Origin of the sequence: Acidovorax sp. SUPP1855, from assembly GCF_030158955.1 — a bacterium.
GTDB lineage: Bacteria > Pseudomonadota > Gammaproteobacteria > Burkholderiales > Burkholderiaceae_C > Paracidovorax.
The window spans coordinates 18,331-40,057 of the sequence record NZ_BQXI01000034.1 but is presented as its reverse complement, the minus strand read 5'-3'; the positions used below and the strand labels follow the sequence as shown (position 1 = coordinate 40,057).

Annotated in this window: 14 protein-coding genes; 7 read left to right on the top strand and 7 right to left on the bottom strand. The window is 66.8% G+C overall.

The genetic code is table 11. The annotated features are described in order from the left end of the window. Window positions 1–267: 267 nt before the first annotated feature. A complete protein-coding gene (locus AVMA1855_RS22400; RefSeq protein ID WP_272567408.1) occupies window positions 268–1,212 on the bottom strand; it encodes a transglutaminase-like domain-containing protein in 945 nt (314 codons plus the stop codon). Window positions 1,213–1,480: 268 nt separating this feature from the next. Here AVMA1855_RS22400 and AVMA1855_RS22395 point away from each other — a divergent pair, with 268 nt between their 5' ends. Beyond that, a complete protein-coding gene (locus AVMA1855_RS22395) occupies window positions 1,481–3,601 on the top strand; it encodes a catalase (RefSeq protein ID WP_284427357.1) in 2,121 nt (706 codons plus the stop codon). Window positions 3,602–3,696: 95 nt separating this feature from the next. After that, the gene (locus AVMA1855_RS22390) at window positions 3,697–4,089 is read left to right on the top strand and encodes a response regulator (RefSeq protein WP_502870367.1); all 393 of its coding nucleotides are present in this window, start codon (window positions 3,697–3,699) and stop codon (window positions 4,087–4,089) included. 141 nt (window positions 4,090–4,230) lie between these two features. Here the strand turns inward: AVMA1855_RS22390 and AVMA1855_RS22385 are convergent, their stop codons facing one another. From AVMA1855_RS22385 to AVMA1855_RS22365, 5 genes are all read right to left on the bottom strand, one after another. Then, window positions 4,231–5,355: a hybrid sensor histidine kinase/response regulator gene (locus AVMA1855_RS22385; RefSeq protein WP_284427356.1), complete on the bottom strand. Its 1,125-nt coding sequence runs from the start codon at window positions 5,353–5,355 to the stop codon at window positions 4,231–4,233. A gap of 26 nt (window positions 5,356–5,381) precedes the next feature. Then, window positions 5,382–5,969: a chemotaxis protein CheB gene (locus AVMA1855_RS22380; RefSeq protein WP_272567402.1), complete on the bottom strand. Its 588-nt coding sequence runs from the start codon at window positions 5,967–5,969 to the stop codon at window positions 5,382–5,384. Then, complete coding sequence (locus AVMA1855_RS22375) at window positions 5,966–6,820, bottom strand: CheR family methyltransferase (RefSeq protein ID WP_284427355.1); 855 nt, start codon at window positions 6,818–6,820, stop codon at window positions 5,966–5,968. Before AVMA1855_RS22375 ends, AVMA1855_RS22380 begins: the two co-directional genes overlap by 4 nt. Continuing rightward, complete coding sequence (locus tag AVMA1855_RS22370) at window positions 6,817–10,302, bottom strand: response regulator (protein ID WP_284427354.1); 3,486 nt, start codon at window positions 10,300–10,302, stop codon at window positions 6,817–6,819. The genes AVMA1855_RS22375 and AVMA1855_RS22370 overlap by 4 nt, the downstream gene beginning before the upstream one ends. A gap of 124 nt (window positions 10,303–10,426) precedes the next feature. Then, window positions 10,427–11,269, bottom strand: a complete 843-nt coding sequence (locus AVMA1855_RS22365; RefSeq protein ID WP_284427353.1) for a plasmid replication/partition related protein — start codon at window positions 11,267–11,269, stop codon at window positions 10,427–10,429. A gap of 73 nt (window positions 11,270–11,342) precedes the next feature. Here AVMA1855_RS22365 and AVMA1855_RS22360 point away from each other — a divergent pair, with 73 nt between their 5' ends. From AVMA1855_RS22360 to AVMA1855_RS22345, 4 genes are all read left to right on the top strand, one after another. Further along, window positions 11,343–13,043: a sensor domain-containing diguanylate cyclase gene (locus AVMA1855_RS22360; RefSeq protein WP_284427352.1), complete on the top strand. Its 1,701-nt coding sequence runs from the start codon at window positions 11,343–11,345 to the stop codon at window positions 13,041–13,043. Window positions 13,044–13,102: 59 nt separating this feature from the next. After that, window positions 13,103–13,468 (top strand): hypothetical protein, encoded by a 366-nt coding sequence (locus tag AVMA1855_RS22355; RefSeq protein ID WP_284396346.1) that lies wholly within the window; start codon window positions 13,103–13,105, stop codon window positions 13,466–13,468. 139 nt (window positions 13,469–13,607) lie between these two features. Next, window positions 13,608–15,752, top strand: coding sequence for a TonB-dependent siderophore receptor (locus tag AVMA1855_RS22350; RefSeq protein WP_284427351.1), 2,145 nt, complete (start codon window positions 13,608–13,610; stop codon window positions 15,750–15,752). Between the two features lie 101 nt (window positions 15,753–15,853). Next, window positions 15,854–17,674, top strand: a complete 1,821-nt coding sequence (locus AVMA1855_RS22345; protein ID WP_284427350.1) for a RecQ family ATP-dependent DNA helicase — start codon at window positions 15,854–15,856, stop codon at window positions 17,672–17,674. A 103-nt stretch (window positions 17,675–17,777) separates the two neighbouring features. Here the strand turns inward: AVMA1855_RS22345 and AVMA1855_RS22340 are convergent, their stop codons facing one another. Further along, window positions 17,778–18,656 (bottom strand): restriction endonuclease, encoded by an 879-nt coding sequence (locus tag AVMA1855_RS22340; RefSeq protein WP_284427349.1) that lies wholly within the window; start codon window positions 18,654–18,656, stop codon window positions 17,778–17,780. Between the two features lie 245 nt (window positions 18,657–18,901). Here AVMA1855_RS22340 and AVMA1855_RS22335 point away from each other — a divergent pair, with 245 nt between their 5' ends. After that, window positions 18,902–21,715 (top strand): hybrid sensor histidine kinase/response regulator, encoded by a 2,814-nt coding sequence (locus AVMA1855_RS22335; protein ID WP_284427348.1) that lies wholly within the window; start codon window positions 18,902–18,904, stop codon window positions 21,713–21,715. Window positions 21,716–21,727: the final 12 nt, after the last annotated feature.

The following is a 21,727-nucleotide window of genomic DNA, read 5'->3' as shown; positions in this document are numbered from 1 at the left end:
GAAAGGGGGGATTCACCCGAAGTGGCATGCCGCCTGGCGAAGCAGCTCCGGACCTGTGCGCCGGACACGGGGAGGCGGTCAGCGCATCAACGCCGAAATGCGCGATTGCTACAAAATATATAGCAAACAGGGCAATCGGTACTAGGGCGTCGTGCCACTTTCATGGTCACCATGGGTGCCGCATGCCTGCGGCTGGCGAGCGATGCCCCGCAGGCACGGCGCGCACGCGGGCCGGGCCGGCGCCGCTGCGCTCCCGGCCCGAAGGCTTCAGCCGGCCATCACCGAGCGGCCGCCAGGGGCCGAATCGCTGCGCCCACCGGACATCACGGGCGATGCGCCCGAGTTCTGCGGCGCGTCGGTGGACAGGGCCAGAGACGAGTGCTGAGGCAACTGAAAGCCCCGCGACGGGTCCTGCACAGCCCAGGCGCGGATCTTGGGCGGCTGCGACTGCACGCTGCCGAAGATGGTTGCGAAGGCCACGTCCGCGGCATCCCGGCCGGTGGCCAGGCGCAGCATGCCCATGGGAATGGCCGTTCCCGACGGATCGAACAGGTACCAGCGGTCGCCGAGATAGGCCTCGACATAGGCGTGAAAGTCCGGCGGTCCCAGCGCCGGGTCGGCGCCGTAGTCGGTGCCGGTGGCGATGCGCGCGGGAATGTTCACCGCCCGGCACAGCGCGATCATCAGGTGGGCGAAGTCGCGGCAGACGCCGACGCGTTCGACGAACGTGTCCACGGCCGAGGTGGTCGAATTGGAGGTGTTGGAGCGGAAGGCCACGTGGTTGCGCACCCAATCGCAAATGGCCTGCACGCGGCTGTAGCCCTGCCACAGGTGCCCGAATTCACGAAACGCCAGCGTGGCCAGCCGGTCCGACTGGCAGTAGCGGCTGGGAAAGATGTAGCCCACGACATCGTCGGGCAGGTGGCGCACACCGACCTCGGGAATGAGCGCCGGATCAGCGGTGTGGTGGTTCAGGTCCACCGTCGCGGTGTAGGCCAGCGTGAGCGGCCCGGGTTCGGCGTGCAGCCGCAGGCAGCGGGTGCCCGTGGCGGGATCGGTGTGCAAGTGCGTCGGAATGTCCTGGCTGATGACCAGGTTCTCGTCCTGAACGGTCTGGCAATGCGTCTGCGCTGCGTGGATGTTGAAGACGAAGTCAGCGCCGGGATCGCCTACCGCGTACTCCAACTCCAACTGGAGTTTCATTCGGATCATGGGGCCTGCCGTGGTGGTAGAGGGGAAAGGGCCTGCGTCTGTTGGGTCAGGAACCTGATCGATGCCGCATCAGACGCTGCTGGAGTATGTGTCCCATCGCGAGCGCGCCTTGTCAGTGGAGAGCGCATCGAAGTGCCAGCCCCCACGGCAGGTACCGCGGCGATCCGCCCTGCGGGCAGTTCGGCCGACGCGGGCTTGTCCTACACCGGTGTCCCCCTGCACGGCAAAAGATCGGCGGTCCCACGGTAATCAACCAAAAGGCCCCTCCATGGCAAAAGCACCCGCAGTTCAACGTCCCGTGAAAAAGGCCTCCGCCCCTCCGTCCAAGGCCCACGAAGGCGAAGAACTGCGCGGCACCGGGGGAGAGTTGCAGCAGCAGGCCGGAGGCGCCCACCCGGTGCTCACCACCCAGCAGGGCATTCCGGTCGGGGACAACCAGAATTCGCTGCGGTCCACGCCCCGTGGCCCCACGCTGCTGGAGGACTTCATCCTCCGCGAAAAGATCACGCATTTCGACCACGAGCGCATTCCCGAACGCATCGTGCATGCCCGTGGCACGGCCGCGCACGGCTTCTTCGAGTTGACCGAATCGCTGTCGAAATACACCACCGCCCGCATCCTCACCGAGGTGGGCAAGCAGACGCCGCTGTTTTGCCGTTTCTCGACCGTGGCCGGCGGCGCCGGCTCGGTGGACACCCCGCGCGACGTGCGCGGCTTCGCCGTCAAGTTCTACACCGAAGAAGGCAACTGGGACCTGGTGGGCAACAACATCCCCGTGTTCTTCATCCAGGATGCGATGAAGTTTCCCGACCTGGTGCATGCCGTGAAGATGGAGCCCGACCGCGGCTTTCCGCAGGCGGCCAGCGCGCACGACACGTTCTGGGATTTCATCTCGCTGATGCCCGAGGCCATGCACATGATCATGTGGGCCATGAGCGACCGCACCATCCCGCGCAGCCTGCGCACCATGGAAGGCTTCGGCGTGCATTCCTTCCGGCTGCTCGACGCAGAAGGCCAGAGCACGTTCGTGAAGTTCCACTGGCGCCCCAAGCTGGGCATCCAGTCCACCGTGTGGGACGAGGCTTTGAAGCTGCAGGCGGCGGACAACGATTTCCATCGCCGCGACCTGTTCGAGTCCATCCAGGCCAGCAGCTTCCCCGAGTGGGAACTGGGCGTGCAGCTGTTCACCGAGGAAGAGGCCGAGGCGTTTCCTTTCGACCATCTGGACCCGACCAAGCTCATCCCCGAAGAGCTGGTGCCGCTCAAGATGATCGGTCGCATGGTGCTCAACCGCTGGCCCGACAACTTCTTCGCCGAGACCGAGCAGGTGGCGTTCTGCCCTGCCAACGTGCCGCCGGGCATCGACTTCTCCAACGACCCGCTGCTGCAGGGCCGCCTGTTCTCGTACCTGGACACGCAGCTATCGCGCCTGGGCAGCCCGAACTTCGTGCAGATCCCGATCAACGCGCCCAAGTGCCCCTTCCACAACATGCAGCGCGACGGCCACATGCAGATGCAGGTGCCCAAGGGCCGTGTGGCCTATGAGCCGAGCAGCCTGCTCGGAGACAGCCCGCGCGCCTCGCTGGCGCAGGGCACGCGGCATTTCGCCGAAGTGGCCGATGGCGGCTCCAAGGGCCGCGTGCGGCCCGAGAGCTTTGCCGACCACTACAGCCAGGCGCGCATGTTCTTTCGCAGCCAGAGCCCGCTTGAGCAGGCCCACATGGCATCGGCGCTGGTGTTCGAGCTGTCCAAGGTCGAGACGCCCGCCGTGCGGACGGCCGTGGTGGCGCAGCTGCGCAATGTGGATGACAGCCTGGCCGGCCGCGTGGCCGATGGGCTGGGCATGCCCGAGCTCCCCGAGCCGTTCCCTGCCGCTGCAGCCGTGCAGGACCTGCCGCTGTCGCCCGCGCTGCGCATCATCGACCGCATGAAGCCCACGCTGGAGGGTCGCTGCGTGGGCATCCTGGTGGCCGACGGCTCGGCCGCCGCACCCATCGCCGCGCTGCGCAAGGCGGCGGAAAAGGCCGGTGCCACGGTGAAGATCGTGGCCCCGAAGGTGGGCGGCGCCGTGCTCGCGGATGGCTCGCGCCTGCCGGCCGATGGCCAATTGGCCGGCACGCCCTCCACGGTGTTCGATGCGGTGGCCTCGGTCCTGTCGCCCGAAGCGGGTGAGCAACTGTCGCGCGAAGCCGCCGCCGTGGACTGGTTCCGCGACGCCTTCGGCCACCTCAAGGCCATCGCCGCGTGCAAGGGTTCGCAGCCGATCCTGAAGGCCGCGGGCATCCAGCCGGACGCCGGCGTGGTGGACCCCGCTGAGACGGCTGCTTTCATTCAAGCGGCCACCACGCGACAATGGGCGCGCGAACCTTCCGTGCGCACGCTGGCATGATGCAAGCGCTGGCCCACCCCTCCACCCCGTTTTCCACTGACGCGCGACCGCCAGCCGGAGATCTTCACACACCGCTCGACCGGACCGACCACAGCATGACCCCTCCCTTGCGCATCCTTTACGTTGAGGACAACGCGGAACTCCGCGAGACCATCGGCATGCTGCTGGAGGGGGACGACCGGGAGGTGTCGCTGTGCGCCACCGCCGAAGAGGCGCTGACGCTGGATGCGCAGGGCGCCTACGACCTGGTCGTCACCGACGTCAGCCTGCCCGGCATGTCGGGCACCGACCTGTGCCGCAAGCTGGTGGCGGAAAATCCGCAGCGCTGGATCGTGCTGTGCTCGGGCTACCAGTTCGGCCACGGCCTGAATGCCCTGGGCCCCAATGTGCGTGCGCTTCTCAAGCCGTTCGAGCTGGAAGAGCTGGAAGAGCTCATGGATTCGATCCGCGATCAACTGCGCGGATCCAGCTCCAATCACCCTGCCTGACCGCAGAGCACCGCCACAGTGAACGGGGGGCTGCGTGCCCCCTTTTTTTCGTTCTTCTGGCAGCGCAGCCGCCGCAGCCACGCCAATAGATCCCAACGTTCCCTGAAGCCGGCCCAGGCCGCGTGCGGCCCGTGGGGCAGATCAGCGCGTTGCCGGACGGGCTGCGGCCGGTTGGCGTGGCAACTGCACATGGAAGGCCGTGTGGCCCTCGCGCGAGCAGACGTCGATGCGCCCACCGTGGCGCTGCACGATCTGGTGCACGATGTAGAGGCCCAGCCCCAGCCCCTGGTGCTGCCCCGGCTCGCGCTCCCGCCCTCGGAACGGATCGAACAGGTGGGGCACCAGTGCCGGGGGGATCGTCCCGGCATTGCGCACGGTGAGTTCCACCCGGTCGGCCGCCGTGCCGTCCAGCGTCACCTGCACTGGCTCGGCCGCATCGCCATGGTGAATGGCATTGCCCAGGAGGTTGGCCGCCACCTGGCACAGGCGCTCGGCATCCCACTGGCCCGTCAGGTTGCCCTTTTGCGTGACCTCGATGGTCCGATCGGGGTGGCTGACGTGCAGTTCGTTCACCGGACGCTGCACCAGCTCGCCCAGGTCGGCGGGCCCGGTCTTCACGGGCAGCCCGCCGGACTGGCGCGCCCGCGTCACATCCAGCAGGTCCTCGATCATGCGGCCCATGCGCTGCGCGCTCGACTGCATCTTGCCGGCGATGGTCTGCACCTTGTCGGGCTCCTGCGGCCGCTGCAGCACCAGCGCGCTCGCCAAAAGGGCGCTCAGCGGCCCCCGCAGGTCATGGCTCAGGACGGCCATGAACATCTCGTTCACCCGAAGGGCTTCGGTGCGTTCCTGCAGTTCGCGCGCGAGCGCCACCTTCTGCTTTTGCAGGTCGAAGAACACGTTGGCCTTGTTCACCAGCACGTGCGGATCGATGGGCTTGTAGAGAAAGTCCACCGCGCCGGTCTCGTAGCCCTTGAACTGCCAGTTCTGGTCGCGCGAGCCCGCCGTCATGAAGATGAGCGGCACATGGCGGGTGCGCTCGCTTCCGCGGATCAACTCGGCCAGCTCGAAGCCATTCATCTCGGGCATCTGCACGTCCAGCAGCGCCAGGGCCACGTCGGTGTGCACGAGGAGCAGTTCCAGGGCCTCGGAGCCCGAAGCGGCCTTGAGGATCTGCACGTCGTCGCGCTGCAGCAAGGCCTCCAGGGCGATCAGGTTTTCCTCCACGTCGTCGACGATCAGGCACTTCACCGGGGCAGTGCGCACGGGGGACGGCGGGATGGGGGCGGGTATCAAGAAGCTCTCCGATGGAACAGGGTCTCCAGCAGCGAAGCGATGCGCTGCGGGGAAAGAACATGGCCGGGCGTGCAGGCGCTCATCGCGGCTTCGGGCATGAAGGGCACGGGGGCGCTGTCCGGGTCTTGCACGACCGTGGTGCCCCCCGCGGCCTGCACGGCCGCCAATCCTTGCGCCCCGTCGCTGTTGGCACCCGACAGCAGGATGCCGAGCAAGCGCTCACCATACGCGTCCGCTGCGGATTCGAACAGCACATCGATGGATGGACGCGAAAAATGCACCGGATCGTCCACGGACAGCGCCAGCGAAGGCCCGCCATCGATCAGCAGATGGTAGTCCGGCGGCGCGAAGTACACGGTCCCGGGCTCGACCGGCTCCTTGTCCTGGGCTTCGCGCAAAGGCACGGCGCAGCTGGGCTGGAAGATTTCGCACAGCAGGCTGGGCCGCTCGCGCGGCAGGTGCAGCACCACGAAGACCGCAGCCCGCAGGCCGGACGGCAGCGCCGGCAACAGGACCGAGAGCGCTTCGATGCTCCCCGCGGAGCCGCCGATCACCACCGCCTGCGGGCGGATGCGGTCGCTCATGCCCCACCCTTCTTCTGGTACAGGCGGTCCTGCGGCACGAGCTCTTCGAACTCGCCGGCATGCGAAGAAAAGCGCAGCGACTCCTTCGACCCCAGCCCGAGAAAGCCCTTGCGGCACAGCGCATCGCGGAACAGACCCAGCGCGCGGTCCTGCAGGTCGCGATCGAAATAGATCAGCACGTTGCGGCAGGACACGAGCTGCACTTCGGCGAACACGCTGTCGGTGGCCAGGCTGTGGTCCGAGAACACGATGTGCTTGCGCAGGCTCTTGTCGAGCACCACGCGCCCGTAGGCGGCGGTGTAGTGCTCCGACAGGGAGGTGCGCCCGCCCGACCTGGCGTGGTTTTCGGTGAAGGCCGGCACGCGCTCGATGGCGTAGATGCCCGCCTCGGCCTTCTGCAGGGCGTTGGCGTTGATGTCGGTGGCATAGATCAGGGTGCGCTCCAGCAGCCCCTCCTCCCGCAGCAGGATGGCCAGCGCATACACCTCCTCGCCCGTGCTGCAGCCCGCCACCCAGATCTTGAGCGACGGGTAGGTGCGCAGCACCGGCACCACGGTCTCGCGCAGTGCGCGAAAGTACGTCGGGTCGCGGAACATCTCGCTCACCTGGACCGTGAGGTATTCCAGCATGGCGGGAAAGACCTCCGGGTCGTGCAGGATCAGATGCTGCAATTGCGAGACCGTGCGGCAATGGAACCGTGTGAGCGCCGTCTGCAGGCGGCGCTTGAGCGAGGCCTGCGCATACCCGCGAAAGTCGTAGTGGTAGCGCCGGTAGATGGCCTCGACCAGCAGGTGCTGCTCGATGTCGAACGTCTTCTTTCGCTGCTGCTGCGCCGCCGGGTCTTCGCTCATTTGGGCATCCACACGCGAACGAGCGACAGCAGTTTCTCGACATCCAGCGGCTTGGCGATGTAGTCGTTGGCGCCGGCGGCCAGGCACTTCTCCTGGTCGTCCTTCATGGCCTTGGCGGTGAGCGCGATGATGGGCAGGCGACGCCATTCGGGGCGCTTGCGGATCTCGCTCATGGCGGTGAAACCGTCCATCTCCGGCATCATGATGTCCATCAGGACGAGATCGACCGTGGCCGCGTCGCCGGACTGCGCACGCTGCAGGGCCTCCAGCGCCTCGCGGCCGTTGCGCGCGATCTGCACCTTGGCACCGGTGGGCTCGAGCACGCTGGACAGCGCGAAGATGTTGCGCACGTCGTCTTCGACCACCAGGATGTTGCGCCCCTCGAAGGTGGACTCGCGGTCCCGGGCCATCTGCAGCATCTGCTGGCGGTCCGCGGGCAGCTTGGACTCCACCTGGTGCAGGAACAGCGTGACTTCGTCCAGCAGCCGCTCGGGCGAGCGGGCGTCCTTGATGATGATGGACTTGGAGTAGCGCCGCAGCCGCTGCTCTTCGTCGCGCGACAGCGAGCGGCCGGTGTAGACGATGACGGGCGGGAACGCCACCTCTTCCTGGCCGGCCATCTTCTCCAGCAGCTCGTAGCCGCTCAGGTCGGGCAGGTTCAGGTCCATCACCATGCAGTCGAACGTGCTGGTGCGCAGCAGTTCGAGCGCGCGTTGCGCCGTCTCGGCACCGACGATCTCGACATCGCCGTTGGCCAGCAGGTGGTGCATGCTCTCGCGCTGTCGCTCGTCGTCCTCCACCACCAGCACGCGGCGCATGGCCTGGGTGAACTTGGCTTCCATGCGCTGCAGCGCCTGCACGAGTTCATCGCGCTTGACGGGCTTGAGCGCATAGCCGATGGCCCCCCGACCCATGGCCTCCTGGGCGTAGTCGGCCACGGAGACGACATGCACCGGAATGTGCCGCGTCACCGGGTTGCGCTTGAGCTGGTCGAGCACCGCCAGGCCGGAAATGTCCGGCAGGTTCATGTCCAGCACGACCGCACTGGGCATGTATTCGAGGGCCGCGGCCAGGCCTTCGCCACCAGTGTGCGTGATCACGGACTGAAAGCCCATCTCCCGCGACAGGTCCAGCAGGATGCGTGCGAAACGCACGTCGTCCTCGACCACCAGGATGGTGCGGCGGCCGGGCGCCAACTGGTCCCGGTCGTCCGCCACGGCATTCGCCGGGCGCCGCACCGCGCCGGCGGATGGCGGCACGACCAGCGCACCGTCTGCCGGCGGCGTGGACAGGCCGGCAGGGCGGCCGGCGGGCGCCGGAGCCGCGGGGGCCGGCGAGGCCTGCGCGGTGGGCCGCGCCGCGTCCTGCGGGGCATTCAGGGGTGCCACCAGGGGCAGCACCAGCGTGAAGATGCTGCCTTGCCCCGGCGTGCTTCGCACGGTGATGCTGCCGCCGAGCAATTGCGCCAGATCCCGGGAAATCGACAGTCCCAGGCCCGTCCCGCCGTACCGGCGGTGGGTGCTGCCATCGGCCTGCCGGAACGCCTCGAAGATCAGTTCCTGCTGGTGCTCGGGAATGCCGATGCCCGTGTCGCCGACTGCGAACGACACCGTGCCGTCGGCGTTGCCGAAGACACGCAGCGAAACCTCGCCCTGTTCAGTGAACTTCAGGGCGTTGGACAGCAGGTTCTTCAGCACCTGGCCGAAGCGCTGCACGTCGGTCTGCAACGCAGCCGGGGCGCCCGGCTCCACCGTGCAGTGCAGGGCCAGGCCCTTGTCGTGCGCGATGGGCCGCAACGGGTCCACCAACGCGTTCACCGCGCGGGCCACGTCCATCGGCTCGATGGAGATGGTGGCCTGCCCCGCTTCGATCTTGGACAGGTCGAGGATGTCGTTGATGAGGGACAGCAGATCGTTGCCCGCGCCATGGATGGTCTGGGCATATTTGACCTGCTCGCCCGTCAGGTTGCCGGACTTGTTGTCGGCGAGCAGCTTGGCCAGGATGAGGCTGGAGTTCAGCGGGGTGCGCAGCTCATGGCTCATGTTGGCCAGGAACTCACTCTTGTACTGGCTGGCCTGTTCCAGGTCATTGGCCTTTTGCGACAAGGCATCCTGCGCGCGCAGCAACTGCTGCTTCTGGTACTCCAGCTGCTGCGTCTGCTCTTCCAGCTGGGCATTGCTCTGCTCCAGCTCGGTCTGCTGCGCCTCCATCTGGGCTTGGGACTCCTGCAGCACCCGGCTTTGCTGCTCGAGCTCTTCGTTGCTCACGCGCAGCTCTTCCTGCTGGGCCTGCAGTTCCTCGGCCTGGCGCTGGGTTTCTTCCAGCAGGGCTTCGAGCCGGGTCCTGTCGATGGCCGAGCGGATGGAGGTGGCGAGCAATTCCGACGCGCGGGTGAGCAACTGCAGATCGGCATCGCGCAGCGTGCGGAAGAACCCGAACTCGATCACCGCATGCACGACGCCGTTGTGCACGGCCGGCACCAGCACGATCTCGGCCGGCGTGGCGTGCCCCACGCCCGAGGAGATCGGCAGGTAGTTCGTCGGCACTTCCGTCACATGCATCAGCTGGCGGGAATCGGCCGCCTGCCCCAGCAGGCCCTGGCCGCTCAACACCCGGGCCCCGGCCTGCGGATCGGCCAGCGCATAGCTGCCGAACCGCTGGAACACGCCACCGCCTTCGGCCACATACGCCGCGCCCACCCGCGCGCCCAGCCAGTCCGCCAGGTAGTCCATCACGATCGGGCCCAGATCGCTCAAGCGGTGATCGCCCTGCAGCCGGTTGCCCAGTCCCACCAGGCCGCCCTTGATCCAGTCCTCCTGGGCCTTGGCGCGGTGATCGCTTCGGGCCAGCACGGCGGACATCAGGATCAGCAGCAGCAGTACGAACGAACTGACCCAGGTGAAATACGCGCCGAAGGTGGCCGCGGCGTCCCATTCGCCGCGCCGGGTGTCCAGCTCCTGGCGCTCAGCGTTCAGCATTTCCCGCAGGATGTTGCGGATCGCATCCATGGTTGCACGGCCCTTGTCCGTGCGGACCACATCCGCCGCGCCCTCCACATTGCCTGCGCGCCGCATGTTCACGGTTTCGTCGAGCTCCGCCATCTTCTGTGCCACCAGGGCCTGCAGATGCTCGAAGCGCTGCACCTGATCGGGCGACGCCTGCACCAGGGTGCGCAGGCGTCCCATCTCGGGCTTGAGCGCGGCCTGCGCTGCCGTGTAGGGCTGCAGGTAGCGGGTCTCACCGGTGAGCAGATAGCCACGCTGCCCCGTTTCCGCATCCTTCGTGATGGACAGGACGGTCTGCATCTGAGTGAGCGATTCCACGGCCGCATTGATGCGAGTCACCGCTTCGGCCCGCTCCTGTTGCGACTGGTAGGTGAACAGGGCAATGATGGTGGTGGCCAACGCGGCCAACATGAAGCCAGCGAACAGCCGGATCGGCATGCCTCGCTGGATCTGGGAGGAAGGGGCGTTAGATGTCATGGCGCGGATCGGAGTGGGCCCAAATCATAGAGCCCAATGGCATGGCGGTAACACCCGCACACAAGGTGCGGATACCCGCGGAACAGGTGGGGCGCGGTGGCGCAAATGCCCTTGCGCCCTGTCCCTAGGTGCCTGGCTGCGCCTGCCAGGCCGCCAGCTGGCGGCGCAGTTCCTCGTTCTCGGCCGTGAGTTCGGCCACGCGGTCGCGCAATGACTGCAGCGTGTCGGGCGATGGGGCGTCGGCTTCGTCCCGCGGCTTGCGCTTGGCTTCGCGCACCCGCTTGGCCGCCTGCTTGAGTTCGTCGCCTCCCGCCATGGCCGCCGCACGCTGTTCGTCCTGCGGCAACGTGGCCACGGCCGCCGCCGCGTTGAGCGAGAGGGCGCCCGCCTTGACCGCGGCCACCACCTCGGGCGCGGCCTGCCTGCGTATTTTTTCGATCATCACCACCTGGCTGCTGCTCAGCCGTGCGGCCTTGGCGATGGCCTCCCGGCTGGACAGCGGCTGGGGCTCTGGCGATGGTGCCTGCGCCGGGGCATCGGCTGCGATCGGGCCCGGCGCGGCGGCATCGGCGGTTTCCACGCCATCCCCTGGTTCGCCGGGGGTCGCCCTCGGAAGGGCTTCGCCATTGGCGGCGCGCACGTTGCGATCGGCCAGAATCTCCCGCTTGCGCAGGGCCAGCACGCCGCGCTGGAAGTCCGATACGCTACGCCGACCCAGGTGCTGGTCGATCATCCACAGGTGCACGTCTTCCATGGAGCGGAAATTTTGATTTTGAACCGTCTGGAATGGCAACCCATGCTTTTGGCAGATACCGTAACGGTTATGGCCATCGACCAGCACCTCGCCCCACAGCACCAGCGCATCGCGGCACCCTTCCGCCAGCAGGCTGCGCTCCAGGGCCGCGTGCTCTTCGGGGCTCAGGGGGTCGATGTAGGCCTTGAGTTCTTCGTTGACGACGATATGCATGGGCGGGGTTTCCAGGACCAAAGGGCCGGCATTGTAGAGAGCCGATCCTGATGCGGAGAAAATCGCCAGGCGTATGAAAACCACCGACAAGGCCAACGGCTCACGCCAGAGCTTCAGAGGACAGCTGACCCTGCTGTTCGGCGGGCTGTCGCTCGCCAGCCTGCTGGGCGTGGGGGTCTACGTGGGCCACATCGCCACGGGGGAACTGGCCCGGTTCGGCGGCGAACTGCTGCACACCAGTGCCCGGTCGGCCGCCGACCTGCTGGCAACCAACCTGCGCGAGCGGGCCCAGGAGATCGACCTCCTGCGCCAGTTGGCCATCTTCACCCGCGGCGACCTTTCCGCCCAGGAGATGCGGAAGGCGCTGGATCTGCGCAAGACCACCCACAACGAATACGCCTGGATCGGCGTCACCGACGCGAGCGGACGGGTCACGCAAGCCACCGATGGCGTGCTGGTCGGAGCCCAGGTCGAGCACCGGCCGTGGTTCCAGTCCGCCCGTTCCGGACTGTTCGTGGGCGACGTGCACGAGGCCGTGCTGCTGGCCAAGCAGTTGCCCAACCGCAACCCGGACCAGCCGCTGCGCTTCATCGACTTCGCAGCCCCCATCCTGGACGAACAGGGCCAGTTGCGGGGGGTGCTGGGTGCCCATGCCCACTGGTCCTGGGTGACCGAGACGGTGGAGTCCATCGTGGTGAACCGGGTCGGTCAGCACGGCGCAGAGGTGCTGATCGCGGACAAGGCCGGGCACATTCTTTACCCTTTCCAGCATGCCGGACTGCTGAATCTTCCTGCCGGCGCCTCGCCGCAGGCACAGTCGGAGCGCCTGCAATGGAGCGATGGCGCGGAGTACCTCACCAGCATGGTGGAGATACCGACCGTGGCGCACACCGATCTGGGCTGGCGCATCGTGCTGCGCCAGCCGCTGGACAAGGCACTGGCTCCGGTGAAGGCGCTGCGCCAGCAACTGATTCTGCTCGGCCTGCTCACGGCCCTGGCCTGCGCCTTGGTGGCCTACCGGCTGGCAGCGCGCATCAGCCGACCCATCGAGCAGCTGGCCCGCGCCGCCCGCATGATCGAAAACCGCGCTGGAACGCCGGTGTATCCGGGCGACGAACACGCGTCGGAGATCACGCAGCTCAACCACTCATTCCAGTCGATGACGGCATCCCTGCTCGAACGCGAGCGCGAGCTGTCCCAGTTGAACACGTCCCTGGAAGCCCAGGTGGCGGAGCGCACGCAGGCGCTGCACCGGGCCAACCAGGAACTGGAGAACCTGGCGATTCACGATGCCCTCACCGGCCTCTACAACCGCCGCAGGTTCGACGAAAAGCTGCGCGAGTACGTGCAGCTCTTTCAGCGCACGGGCCGGACCTTCGCGCTGCTGGTCATCGACGCCGACCATTTCAAGCATGTCAACGACCACCACGGCCACCAGGCCGGCGACGCGGTGCTCCAGCAGCTAGCCCAGGTGATCTCCGGCAGCGTGCGAATCACCGATTTCGTGGCGCGCTACGGCGGCGAGGAATTCGTGGTGCTGCTGCCGGAGCCACAGGACCGGCAAGAGGGCCGCGTGGTGGCCGAAAAGATCCGCGGCGCGGTGAGCCAGAGCCAATTCCCTGCCGTCGGCCAGCTGACCGTGAGCCTGGGCATGAGCTTTTGCAGCCTGAAGGACACCAGCGAAACCGACATCGTCCAGCGTGCCGATCAGGCCCTGTACCAGGCCAAGCAGCAAGGGCGCAACCAGTTGGTGGTGGCGACCGAAAGCGCCTGACACCTTTTTACCCCGGCGGGAAAGAGGCAGAGACGCCGCTATGATTCGGCGCCCTCGCCATGAACCATCGCCGCGCCCTCCTTCGCCTGCTCCTGCTTGCCGTGTTCCTGCACACGTGCATCGGGCTGCCCTTGCACGAGGCGGAGCACCTGCGGGTCGCCATCGGCACAGGCCCGGAGGCCGTCAGCGTGGTGCAAGACGACGCGCCGCATCCGGTGAAGCCGGCGCACGCGTTGGAGCACGGCCCCTGCGCCGGGTGCATGGCATTCGCGCAGCCCGCCGCCCTGCCCGGTGGCATCGGATTACCGGTGCCGCAGGCAGGCGCCGGCCCCAACTGCCCGCAGCCCACAGCGGCATTTGCCTTCGTGCCGGCACCTGGCCGCTGGCCTTTTGCATCGCGCGATCCCCCTCTTCCCATCGCCTGATGCATGCCGCCCCGCAAGGCGGTCGCATCCCAGTTGGATCTTCTCTCCCTCGCCGTGGCGGCGCTGCCGCCGCGGGCGGGTCCGTGCATGCCATCCGGCCGCCCTGCATCGCGGCCGGCGATTTTTCTTCAGTACGTCCATGTTCCTCATTTCCTGCCGGGGCGCTCGCGCCCCCTTTCCACTCACGCTCGCCATGGCGGCCCTGTCGTGCGGCTCTGCCATGGCGCAGACCGCCGACAATGCGCCCCAACTGTCCACCGTCGAGATCGTCGGACGCACCGAGTCCGGGGCCTACCATGCCGAGGAATCCGCGGGTGCCAAGACCGACCTGCCGCTGCGGGAACTGCCGCAATCGGTGCGGGTCGTCACCCGCCAGGCCATCGACGACCTGGGCGCCACGCGGCTCGATGATGTGCTCGACTATGTGGGCGGTGTGTCCCGCCAGAACAATTTCGGCGGGCTGTGGGACAACGTGGCCATCCGCGGCCTGCCTGGCAATGAAAACACCGGCATGGCCACGTTGATGAACGGCTTTTCCTCCAACCGGGGCTTCAACGCGCCGCGCGATCTGGCCGGCGTGGAGCGCATCGAATTTCTCAAAGGCCCCGCTGCAGCGCTCTATGGCAGCAGCGAGCCCGGCGGCACCCTGAACATCGTCAGCAAACGTCCCTTGTGGAAGGCAGCCAACGCCGTCGAGGGCTCCGTGGGCAGCCAGGGCCTCAAGCGGGGCGCATTCGACAGCACCGGCCCCATCGGCGAGAACTTCGCCTATCGCCTCAACGTGGCAGCGGAAGACCGCGACAGCTTCCGCGACCATGTGAGCTCCGAACGGCGCGTGGTCGCCCCAGCATTCACCTGGAAGCTGGGCCGCGACACGTCGCTGGAATACGCCGGGGAGTTTCTGCGCCATGCCACGCCTTTGGACCGGGGCGTTGTGGCCGTGGGCAATCGGTTGGGCACCATCCCACGCAGCCGATTCCTGGGCGAGCCGGGCGATGGCGATGTGACGGTGGAGAACCAGACCCATCAGTTCATCCTGTCGCACGAATGGAGCCCGCAATGGCGCAGCCGCGTGGGCTTGTCGTACCGCGAGACCTCCATCCAGGGCTTCTCCACCGAAGCCAGCGCACTGCAGTCCAATGGCCTGCTCACCCGCCAGCGCCGCTTTCGGGACTTCGCCTCGGACGACATCGCATTGCAGGCCGAACTGCAGGGCAACGTCAGGGCCGGCGGCATGGAACACGAACTGCTGTTCGGCGTGGAGAGCTTCAAGTTCCATCTGGACACGCTGATGCTGCGTGCCAACCCCACGGCGACCTCGCCTTATGCGATCGACATCCAGGCCCCTGTCTACGGGCAGTCCCAACCCACGCCATTGCCCAATACGGACACCCTGGAGCGCCAGCGCAACACCGCGCTTTATTTTCAGGATGCCGTCAAGCTGTCGCCGACGTGGCGCCTGGTGGGCGGGGTGCGCGTGGACCAGTACCGGCAGTCGCTGGAAAACCGGCGCAATGGCACCACGGTCCGCCAGGAGCCGTCATCCACCTCGCCACGCGTCGGCCTGAGCTGGCTGCCGTCCTCGCAATGGACGGTGTATGCGAACGCGGGGCGTTCGTTCCGCCCGAACGTAGGGTCCGACAGTGCTTCGCAGCCCTTCGATCCGGAAACCGGGCGTTCCCTGGAAGTCGGCGCAAAGTGGGAGAGCGCCGACCAGCGCATGGGTGCCACGGCCGCACTGTTCGACATCCGCAAACGCAATGTACTGACCTCCGACCCGCTCAATTCGAGCTATTCCGTGGCCGCTGGCGAAGTGCGCAGCCGGGGCCTGGAGCTGGATTTCGCAGGCCAGGTGACGGCCCGCTGGCGGGTCAACGCCAGCCTGGTTCTGAACGACGTGGAAATCACCCGGGACAACACCCTGGAGGTCGGCGGCCGGCTGCTCAACGTGCCCAAGGTCAATGGCAGCGTGCTGGCGGTGTACGAGAACGCCTTCGACAATGGGCAACGCTACGGCATCGGGGGCGGCGTCACGCACGTCGGCCGCCGCCTGGGCCAGGCCCGCACCCAGGCCGAGGTCAATGCGGGATCGGCGTCCTTCGATCTGCCCAGCTACCGCACAGCCAAGCTGGTCGCCTACTGGCGCATCACCCCGGCCGTGCGGCTGACCCTGGACGTGGACAATGTTTTCGACACCACGTACTACACCAGTTCGTACAGCCGCCTCTGGGTTGCACCGGGCACGGCGCGCGCGGTGACGCTGGGCGTGCAGGCACGTTTCTGACACATCGCGCAGGGAGTGGAGGGGGCAGAGACAGCGGATGACATCCGGCGTGAGCAACGTCTGACGTGGGGGAGATGCGGCCCCCGCCAGCATGGCAGCCTATGCCTGTCATCCCGCCCCAGCCCATACCCGCCTCCCCCAAACGTGCCCGCCAGCCGAGAGCACCTCGCAAGCCGTCAGCGGCACGCATCCAGTCGGTGCTGAAGAGGACGTTCGGTTTGCGCAAGCTGCGGGCGGGCCAGCGCGAGGTGATCGACCGCGTGCTGCAGTCCGAAAACACGTTGGCGGTGATGCCGACCGGGGCGGGCAAGTCGCTTTGCTACCAATTGCCTGCCCTGATGATCGAAGGCAGGACGGTGGTGGTGTCACCGCTCATCGCGCTCATGCGGGATCAATGCGACTCGCTGCGCGAGCGGGGTGTTCCCGCCGTGCAACTGCACAGCGGGCTCACACCGCAGGAAACGCGCGAGGCAGAGCAAGCCATTGCTGATGGCAGCGCACGCATCGTGCTGACCACCCCGGAGCGGCTCGCCGACGCAGAATTTCTGGCCTTGGTTGCCTCCAGCGGCCCGATCGGCCTGCTCGCGGTGGACGAAGCCCACTGCATCTCCCAATGGGGCCATGATTTTCGGCCGGCTTTTCTCGAAATCGCCGGAGCGGTGGCACGGCTGGGCCGCCCGACCGTGCTGGCGCTGACCGCTACAGCGGCCGGGCCGGTGGCGGCGGACATTCGCAAGCAACTGGGCATTCCTGCCGCGGGCGTCGTCGACACGGGGACTTACCGGCCGAACCTCCGCTACCGCGCCGAAGCGCTGGCCAACGAAGCGGACAAGCGGGCGCGCCTCATCGACATCGTGAAAGCGGCCGAAGGTTCCGGGCTGGTCTATGCCGCCACGGTGAAAGCGGCGCAAGAGGTTCATGCAGCGTTGCGCGCTGCGGATGTGGCGGCGGGCCTCTACCACGGGCGCATGCCAGCCGCGGAGCGCAGTGAAGCCCAGGATGCGTTCATGCGGGGAGAGGTCCGCGTGATGGTCGCCACCAATGCGTTCGGACTGGGCATCGACAAGCAGGATGTCCGCTTTGTCGTGCACTACCAGATGCCGGGCGGCCTCGATGCGTACTACCAGGAATCAGGGCGTGCGGGACGCGATGGCGATCCAGCAGATTGCACGCTGCTGTTTCTCCGCAAGGACAAAGCAGTGCAGCAATTCTTTCTGGCAGGCCGCTACCCGAGCGCGGACGACATCGACGCGCTCTACCAGGCATTGCGCGATCCCGCGCCGCAAGACCCGGGCGTCTGGACGCTCGACAGCCTGCAGGCCCGCCTGGACCGGCCTCGCAGCAAGCTGCAGGTGGGACTGGGCCTGCTGCAGCGGCACAGGATTGTCTCGAAAGCACGCAGCGGCGCACTCTCCCTGCGCAAGACGGAACTGGAGCCCTCGTCGGTGCGTGCGCTCCTGCAGGCCTATGCCGACAAGCGGGAGCAAGACCAGCAGGCGCTGGAGCGCATGGTGTTCTATGCGCAGACGGGTCGCTGCCGTTGGCAGGTGCTGCTCGAGTATTTCGACCCATCGGACGAACCGCAGCGTTGCGGTACCTGCGACAACTGCATTCGCATGGCCCAACTGGCCCAACAGGCTTTGGCCGAGCGGGCTGCCGACACGGTGCGGAACCTGGGGGCGACCGACCTGGGCGAAATGGGAGAGCCGGTCATCGCGTCGGCAGCGCAAGCCCGTCGTGATGCCCAGGCGCTCGAACTGGGGGCAACCGTTCGCGTCAAACGGTATGGCCAGGGCACCGTGGCGGCCATCGACGCGATTTCCGTCACGGTGGATTTTGCCGATGGGACCCAACGCTGTTTTCAGCCGGACTTCGTGCGGCGGTTTGTTCCCCGGGGAACCCGGGCCAAACCGCTGTCTTGAGCCGGGCCCACAAACCGGAGTGGGTTGGCTGAACGGGGCCTGCCGCTTACGCCGTCGCTGGGCGTCCAAACCCTGCCAGTTCTGCGCACCGTGCAAAGCCCCTTCAGCCGTTGCGCGTTTCCCGGCAGGAGGGGTAGTCAGAGCATCCCCAGAACGATTGACCGGCCAGCACGCCCCGCTTGGCGGTGCGCCGCACCATCCGGCTGCCACATTGAGGACAGGACACTTCGGACCGCACTGCCGGGGTCTCCTGCGGTGAGGAAGGGACCGACACCTTGGACGCGGTTTGCGGGAGCGGGCTGCGATCCGCAGTGGTTTCGCGAATGAGTTGCAGCAGTGCGGCGCCATCGATCAGGCGGATGTTGCGCCCGCTGGCGAACGCCGTGGCGTCTTGCGTGAAGCGCCCGGACGTCACCACGAAGCCGGCGGACGCGCCGTGGGCGGCCATCACGCCATACAACTCGCGGACCACCGGGACGCCGACCTGGAAGGCTTTCCAATGCTTGCACTGGACGAGGGACATTTCCCCCGCTTTGGTGAGGACCAGATCCACCCCACCATCCGCGCCCTCTTGCGCCCGCTCCTGCACTGCATAGCCGCGCCGCCGGAATCCCTCGCTCACGAGCTTTTCGAAAGCCTGCCAGGACATTCCTTGCAAGGCCTGTGCGCTGGAGCTGGCGGTCCCGCAATCGTCCAGCAGATGGCGCCGCTCCCGACGCCTCAGGGCGGAAAGCACGGCCCCCATCAGGCACAGAAGCGGCAGCACGAATTGCCCGGCATAAGCCAGACTGCGCCAGAGCGCACCGGTGACCACCAACCCCATCTCGTGCGACGTTCTCATCGCCGGCATGGGCTGGGATGCCACCGTGTGCAGCGCCCAATAAATCATGGCCGCCAGGCCAAGCCCGACCCACCATGGAAGCCGTGCCACCCAATCCATGAAATCGTCTGCGGCACTTTGTTTTTGACGTCTTCTTGCCATTTCTCCCCTCCTGCATTCCGTCAAGCGGATCAATCGAACATTTTGCAACAAATCGCCGGTCGGAGGCCAGGGGGCCGGGAAATTTGCGGAAGATAGGAGGGAAGGAATCTGCCCGGGCGGAGATAACATGCTGTCGCCTTTCACGCCTGCCCTTCGCCCAGGCCACGCTGCAAAACGGTCATGCCTCCGCCTGCCCATTGCGCCACGCCCGCCCGTCTCAGTGGACACAACGCCTTCCGAAACCCGTGCGCACCGTTCCCTTGAAAACCCAACTGCTGCTGGTGGCTGCGGCGGCGATCCTGCCGCTGGCGGTCGTGTGCGGCATCTCCCTGTCCGCCCTTTTCGAAAGCCAGCGTGCGCAAAACGAGGCTTCGAGCCTCGGTGTCGCACGCGCGCTGGCCACGGCAGTGGAGGGAGAGTTGCGACTGACGATGTCCGCCTTGCAAACGCTGGCCCTGGCCGATCCGCTGGGCACGGCGGATGGCGAGGGCAAAGCCCAGGCCCTCGCACTCAGCCGGGCGGTGCGTGCCTCCCATCCGGAGTGGCGGGGCTTGCTGCTGGCGGACCCTTCCGGGCGGGTGGTGTTCTCCACCGAGACAGACCGCCCTACCAGCGCGAACGTGGTGGAGCGATCCAGCTTTGACGCAACAGTCCAGACCCGACGGCCCGTCGCCGGGTCCATGGCGCGTGGTGCCGGGGGCAATCTGGCCTTTCCGGTCCGCGTTCCGGTGGTACGGGATGGGGTGGTGAAATATGTGCTGACAGCCATCATCCGACCGGAGGCCATTGCCGCCGTGTTGCGTGCGCAACGCGTTCCCGAAGGTTGGTACGTGTCCGTCTTCGATGCCAAGCTGGCTCGCATCGCCCGCACGGTGGACGACGAAAAATGGCGGGGCTCCGGCCCCAGTGAATCGCTCAAGCCCTTTTTCCAGGCACTGGGCCACGACAAGCAAGAACTCCTGGGCACCAGTACCAATGTCGATGGCGTGCTTGCGAAGACCGTGCTCGCGCGGCTCGACGAAGGGGGCTGGACGCTCGTCCTGGGCACATCGCTGTCGAAGGCAGAAAGCTCCTGGTGGCGCACCGCCGGGGCCTATGTACTGGGTCTTCTGGCATCGCTGATTCTCGGGGGCACGGGTGCCTGGTGGATGTCGAAGTCCATCACGATGCCCATGCGCAGCCTGCGTGACGACGCCGATGCCCTGGGCCGGGGTGAATTGCGGCCATCCGGCATGTCGCGCATCATGGAAATCGACGCCGTGGCCCGGGCGCTCGAATCGGCCGCCGTGCAACGCGCCGGCAGCGAGGCAGAGCGGGAAGAGTTGCTGCAGCTCGAAAGCCATGCACGGTCCGCGGCCCAGGCGGCCGAACAGCGGCTGGGGTTGCTGGTCAATGCCAGTGCCGTGCTTTCCGGATCACTGGAGGAGTCGGACACGCTCGACGCGATTGCCCGCCTGGTGGTGCCCGCCATCGGCGATGCCTGCCGGATCGATCTGCTGGATGAGCAAGGGGCCTTGCTGCCAAGGCTGAGCCATTCCAAATGGTCGGAGCACAGCGGCATGCTTGCCGAACAAGACAGCATGCCGGCCCATTCCGCGGAAACACCGCAAGTGCTGATCACCGCCCTGAAGACCGGCAAGCCCAGCCTGCATCCATCCGGCCAGACCGGCGAAGACGACGGCCGCAGCAAAGACATTTCAGCGCTTGTGCCGGAATTCGAAGCCGTCGCGGCCTGTGTCGTGCCGCTCATTGCGCGTGGGCGCACGATCGGCACGATGGCGGTGCTGCAGGCCGGCCCTAGCCGCATCTTTGGAGCAGAAGACAGCGCACTGATCGGCGAGCTCGCGCAACGCGCAGCCTTGGCGCTGGACAATGCACTGCTCTTGTCGGAGGCGCGAAAGGCGCAGCGCGAAGCCGAATCGGCCAACCGCGCGAAAGATGAATTCCTGGCCATGCTGGGCCATGAACTCCGCAACCCTCTGGCGCCCATCGTGCTGGCCCTTCAGTTGATCGCCCGCCGGGATCCCACGGCGTTTTCCCGGGAACGCGAAATCATCGGCCGCCAAGTCAAGCACCTGTCGCGCCTGGTGGACGATCTGCTCGACATCTCGAGAATCGTGTCGGGAAAGATCACCCTGGCGCTGGAACCGGTGGATCTTCAAGAGGTGGTGGAGCGTGCGCTGGAGCTGACGATGCCCGCCTTGCAGGCACGCAGCTCCATGCCCCAGCTGACCCTACCGAACGGGCCTGTCCTCGTGCAGGGCGAATTGCTCCGGCTCGTTCAGATCGTCTGCAATCTGCTCAACAACGCCGCGAAATTCAGCCCGCCGGAAACGCCCATCCGAATCGAACTCGCCAGCGAGACGGGCTGGGCCGTGCTCCGCGTCAGCGATGAGGGCGTGGGCATTCCTGCCCACTTGCTCCACCACGTATTCGAGCGGTTCGTGCAGGGCGAGCAAGCCTTGGAGCGCGCGTCCGGAGGGCTCGGCCTGGGACTGGCCATCGCCCGCAGCTTGACGGGCCTGCACTCCGGCACCATCGAGGCGCACAGCGACGGACCGGGCAGAGGAAGCACTTTCACGCTGCGCTTGCCCTTGCTCGGCCAACGACAAGCCACCGATGACCCGCAAGGAGATGCGGGATCGGAGGCGTTGCCCGCACTGCGATTGCTTTTGGTCGATGACAACAACGATGCCGCCGACCTGCTGGCGGAATGGATGCGAATGGAAGGCCATCGGGTACAGGCGACCTACAGTGCCGCCGAGGGTCTGGCCCAATTGGCCAAAGCACGGTTCGACGCGGCCATCTTCGACATCGGTCTGCCCGAGATCAGCGGGTACGAACTGGCGCGCCGCGTCCGCTCGCAGCCAGATACCCGGCACCTTCCTTTGATTGCATTGACAGGCTATGGAAGCGATGCCGACCGGCTGCTCGCGCTGGAGGCGGGTTTCGACGACCATTTTTCCAAGCCGGTGGACATGGGCCGGCTGCTGGAGCGCTTGAAAGCGCTGCTGGCCGCCCGCCACGAAAAGGATGCAGCATTGCATCCGCGCCCATGAACCCGGACTGAC

Excerpts from the sequence above, each read along its gene's own strand:
- AVMA1855_RS22370 (WP_284427354.1), bottom strand. The coding sequence starts at position 10,302 with ATGACATCTAACGCCCCTTCCTCCCAGATCCAGCGAGGCATGCCGATC.
- AVMA1855_RS22340 (WP_284427349.1), bottom strand. The coding sequence starts at position 18,656 with ATGGCAAGAAGACGTCAAAAACAAAGTGCCGCAGACGATTTCATGGAT.
- AVMA1855_RS22365 (WP_284427353.1), bottom strand. The coding sequence starts at position 11,269 with ATGCATATCGTCGTCAACGAAGAACTCAAGGCCTACATCGACCCCCTG.
- AVMA1855_RS22355 (WP_284396346.1), top strand. The coding sequence starts at position 13,103 with ATGAACCATCGCCGCGCCCTCCTTCGCCTGCTCCTGCTTGCCGTGTTC.
- AVMA1855_RS22375 (WP_284427355.1), bottom strand. The coding sequence starts at position 6,820 with ATGAGCGAAGACCCGGCGGCGCAGCAGCAGCGAAAGAAGACGTTCGAC.
- AVMA1855_RS22360 (WP_284427352.1), top strand. The coding sequence starts at position 11,343 with ATGAAAACCACCGACAAGGCCAACGGCTCACGCCAGAGCTTCAGAGGA.
- AVMA1855_RS22390 (WP_502870367.1), top strand. The coding sequence starts at position 3,697 with ATGACCCCTCCCTTGCGCATCCTTTACGTTGAGGACAACGCGGAACTC.
- AVMA1855_RS22345 (WP_284427350.1), top strand. The coding sequence starts at position 15,854 with ATGCCTGTCATCCCGCCCCAGCCCATACCCGCCTCCCCCAAACGTGCC.
- AVMA1855_RS22380 (WP_272567402.1), bottom strand. The coding sequence starts at position 5,969 with ATGAGCGACCGCATCCGCCCGCAGGCGGTGGTGATCGGCGGCTCCGCG.
- AVMA1855_RS22400 (WP_272567408.1), bottom strand. The coding sequence starts at position 1,212 with ATGATCCGAATGAAACTCCAGTTGGAGTTGGAGTACGCGGTAGGCGAT.
- AVMA1855_RS22395 (WP_284427357.1), top strand. The coding sequence starts at position 1,481 with ATGGCAAAAGCACCCGCAGTTCAACGTCCCGTGAAAAAGGCCTCCGCC.
- AVMA1855_RS22350 (WP_284427351.1), top strand. The coding sequence starts at position 13,608 with ATGTTCCTCATTTCCTGCCGGGGCGCTCGCGCCCCCTTTCCACTCACG.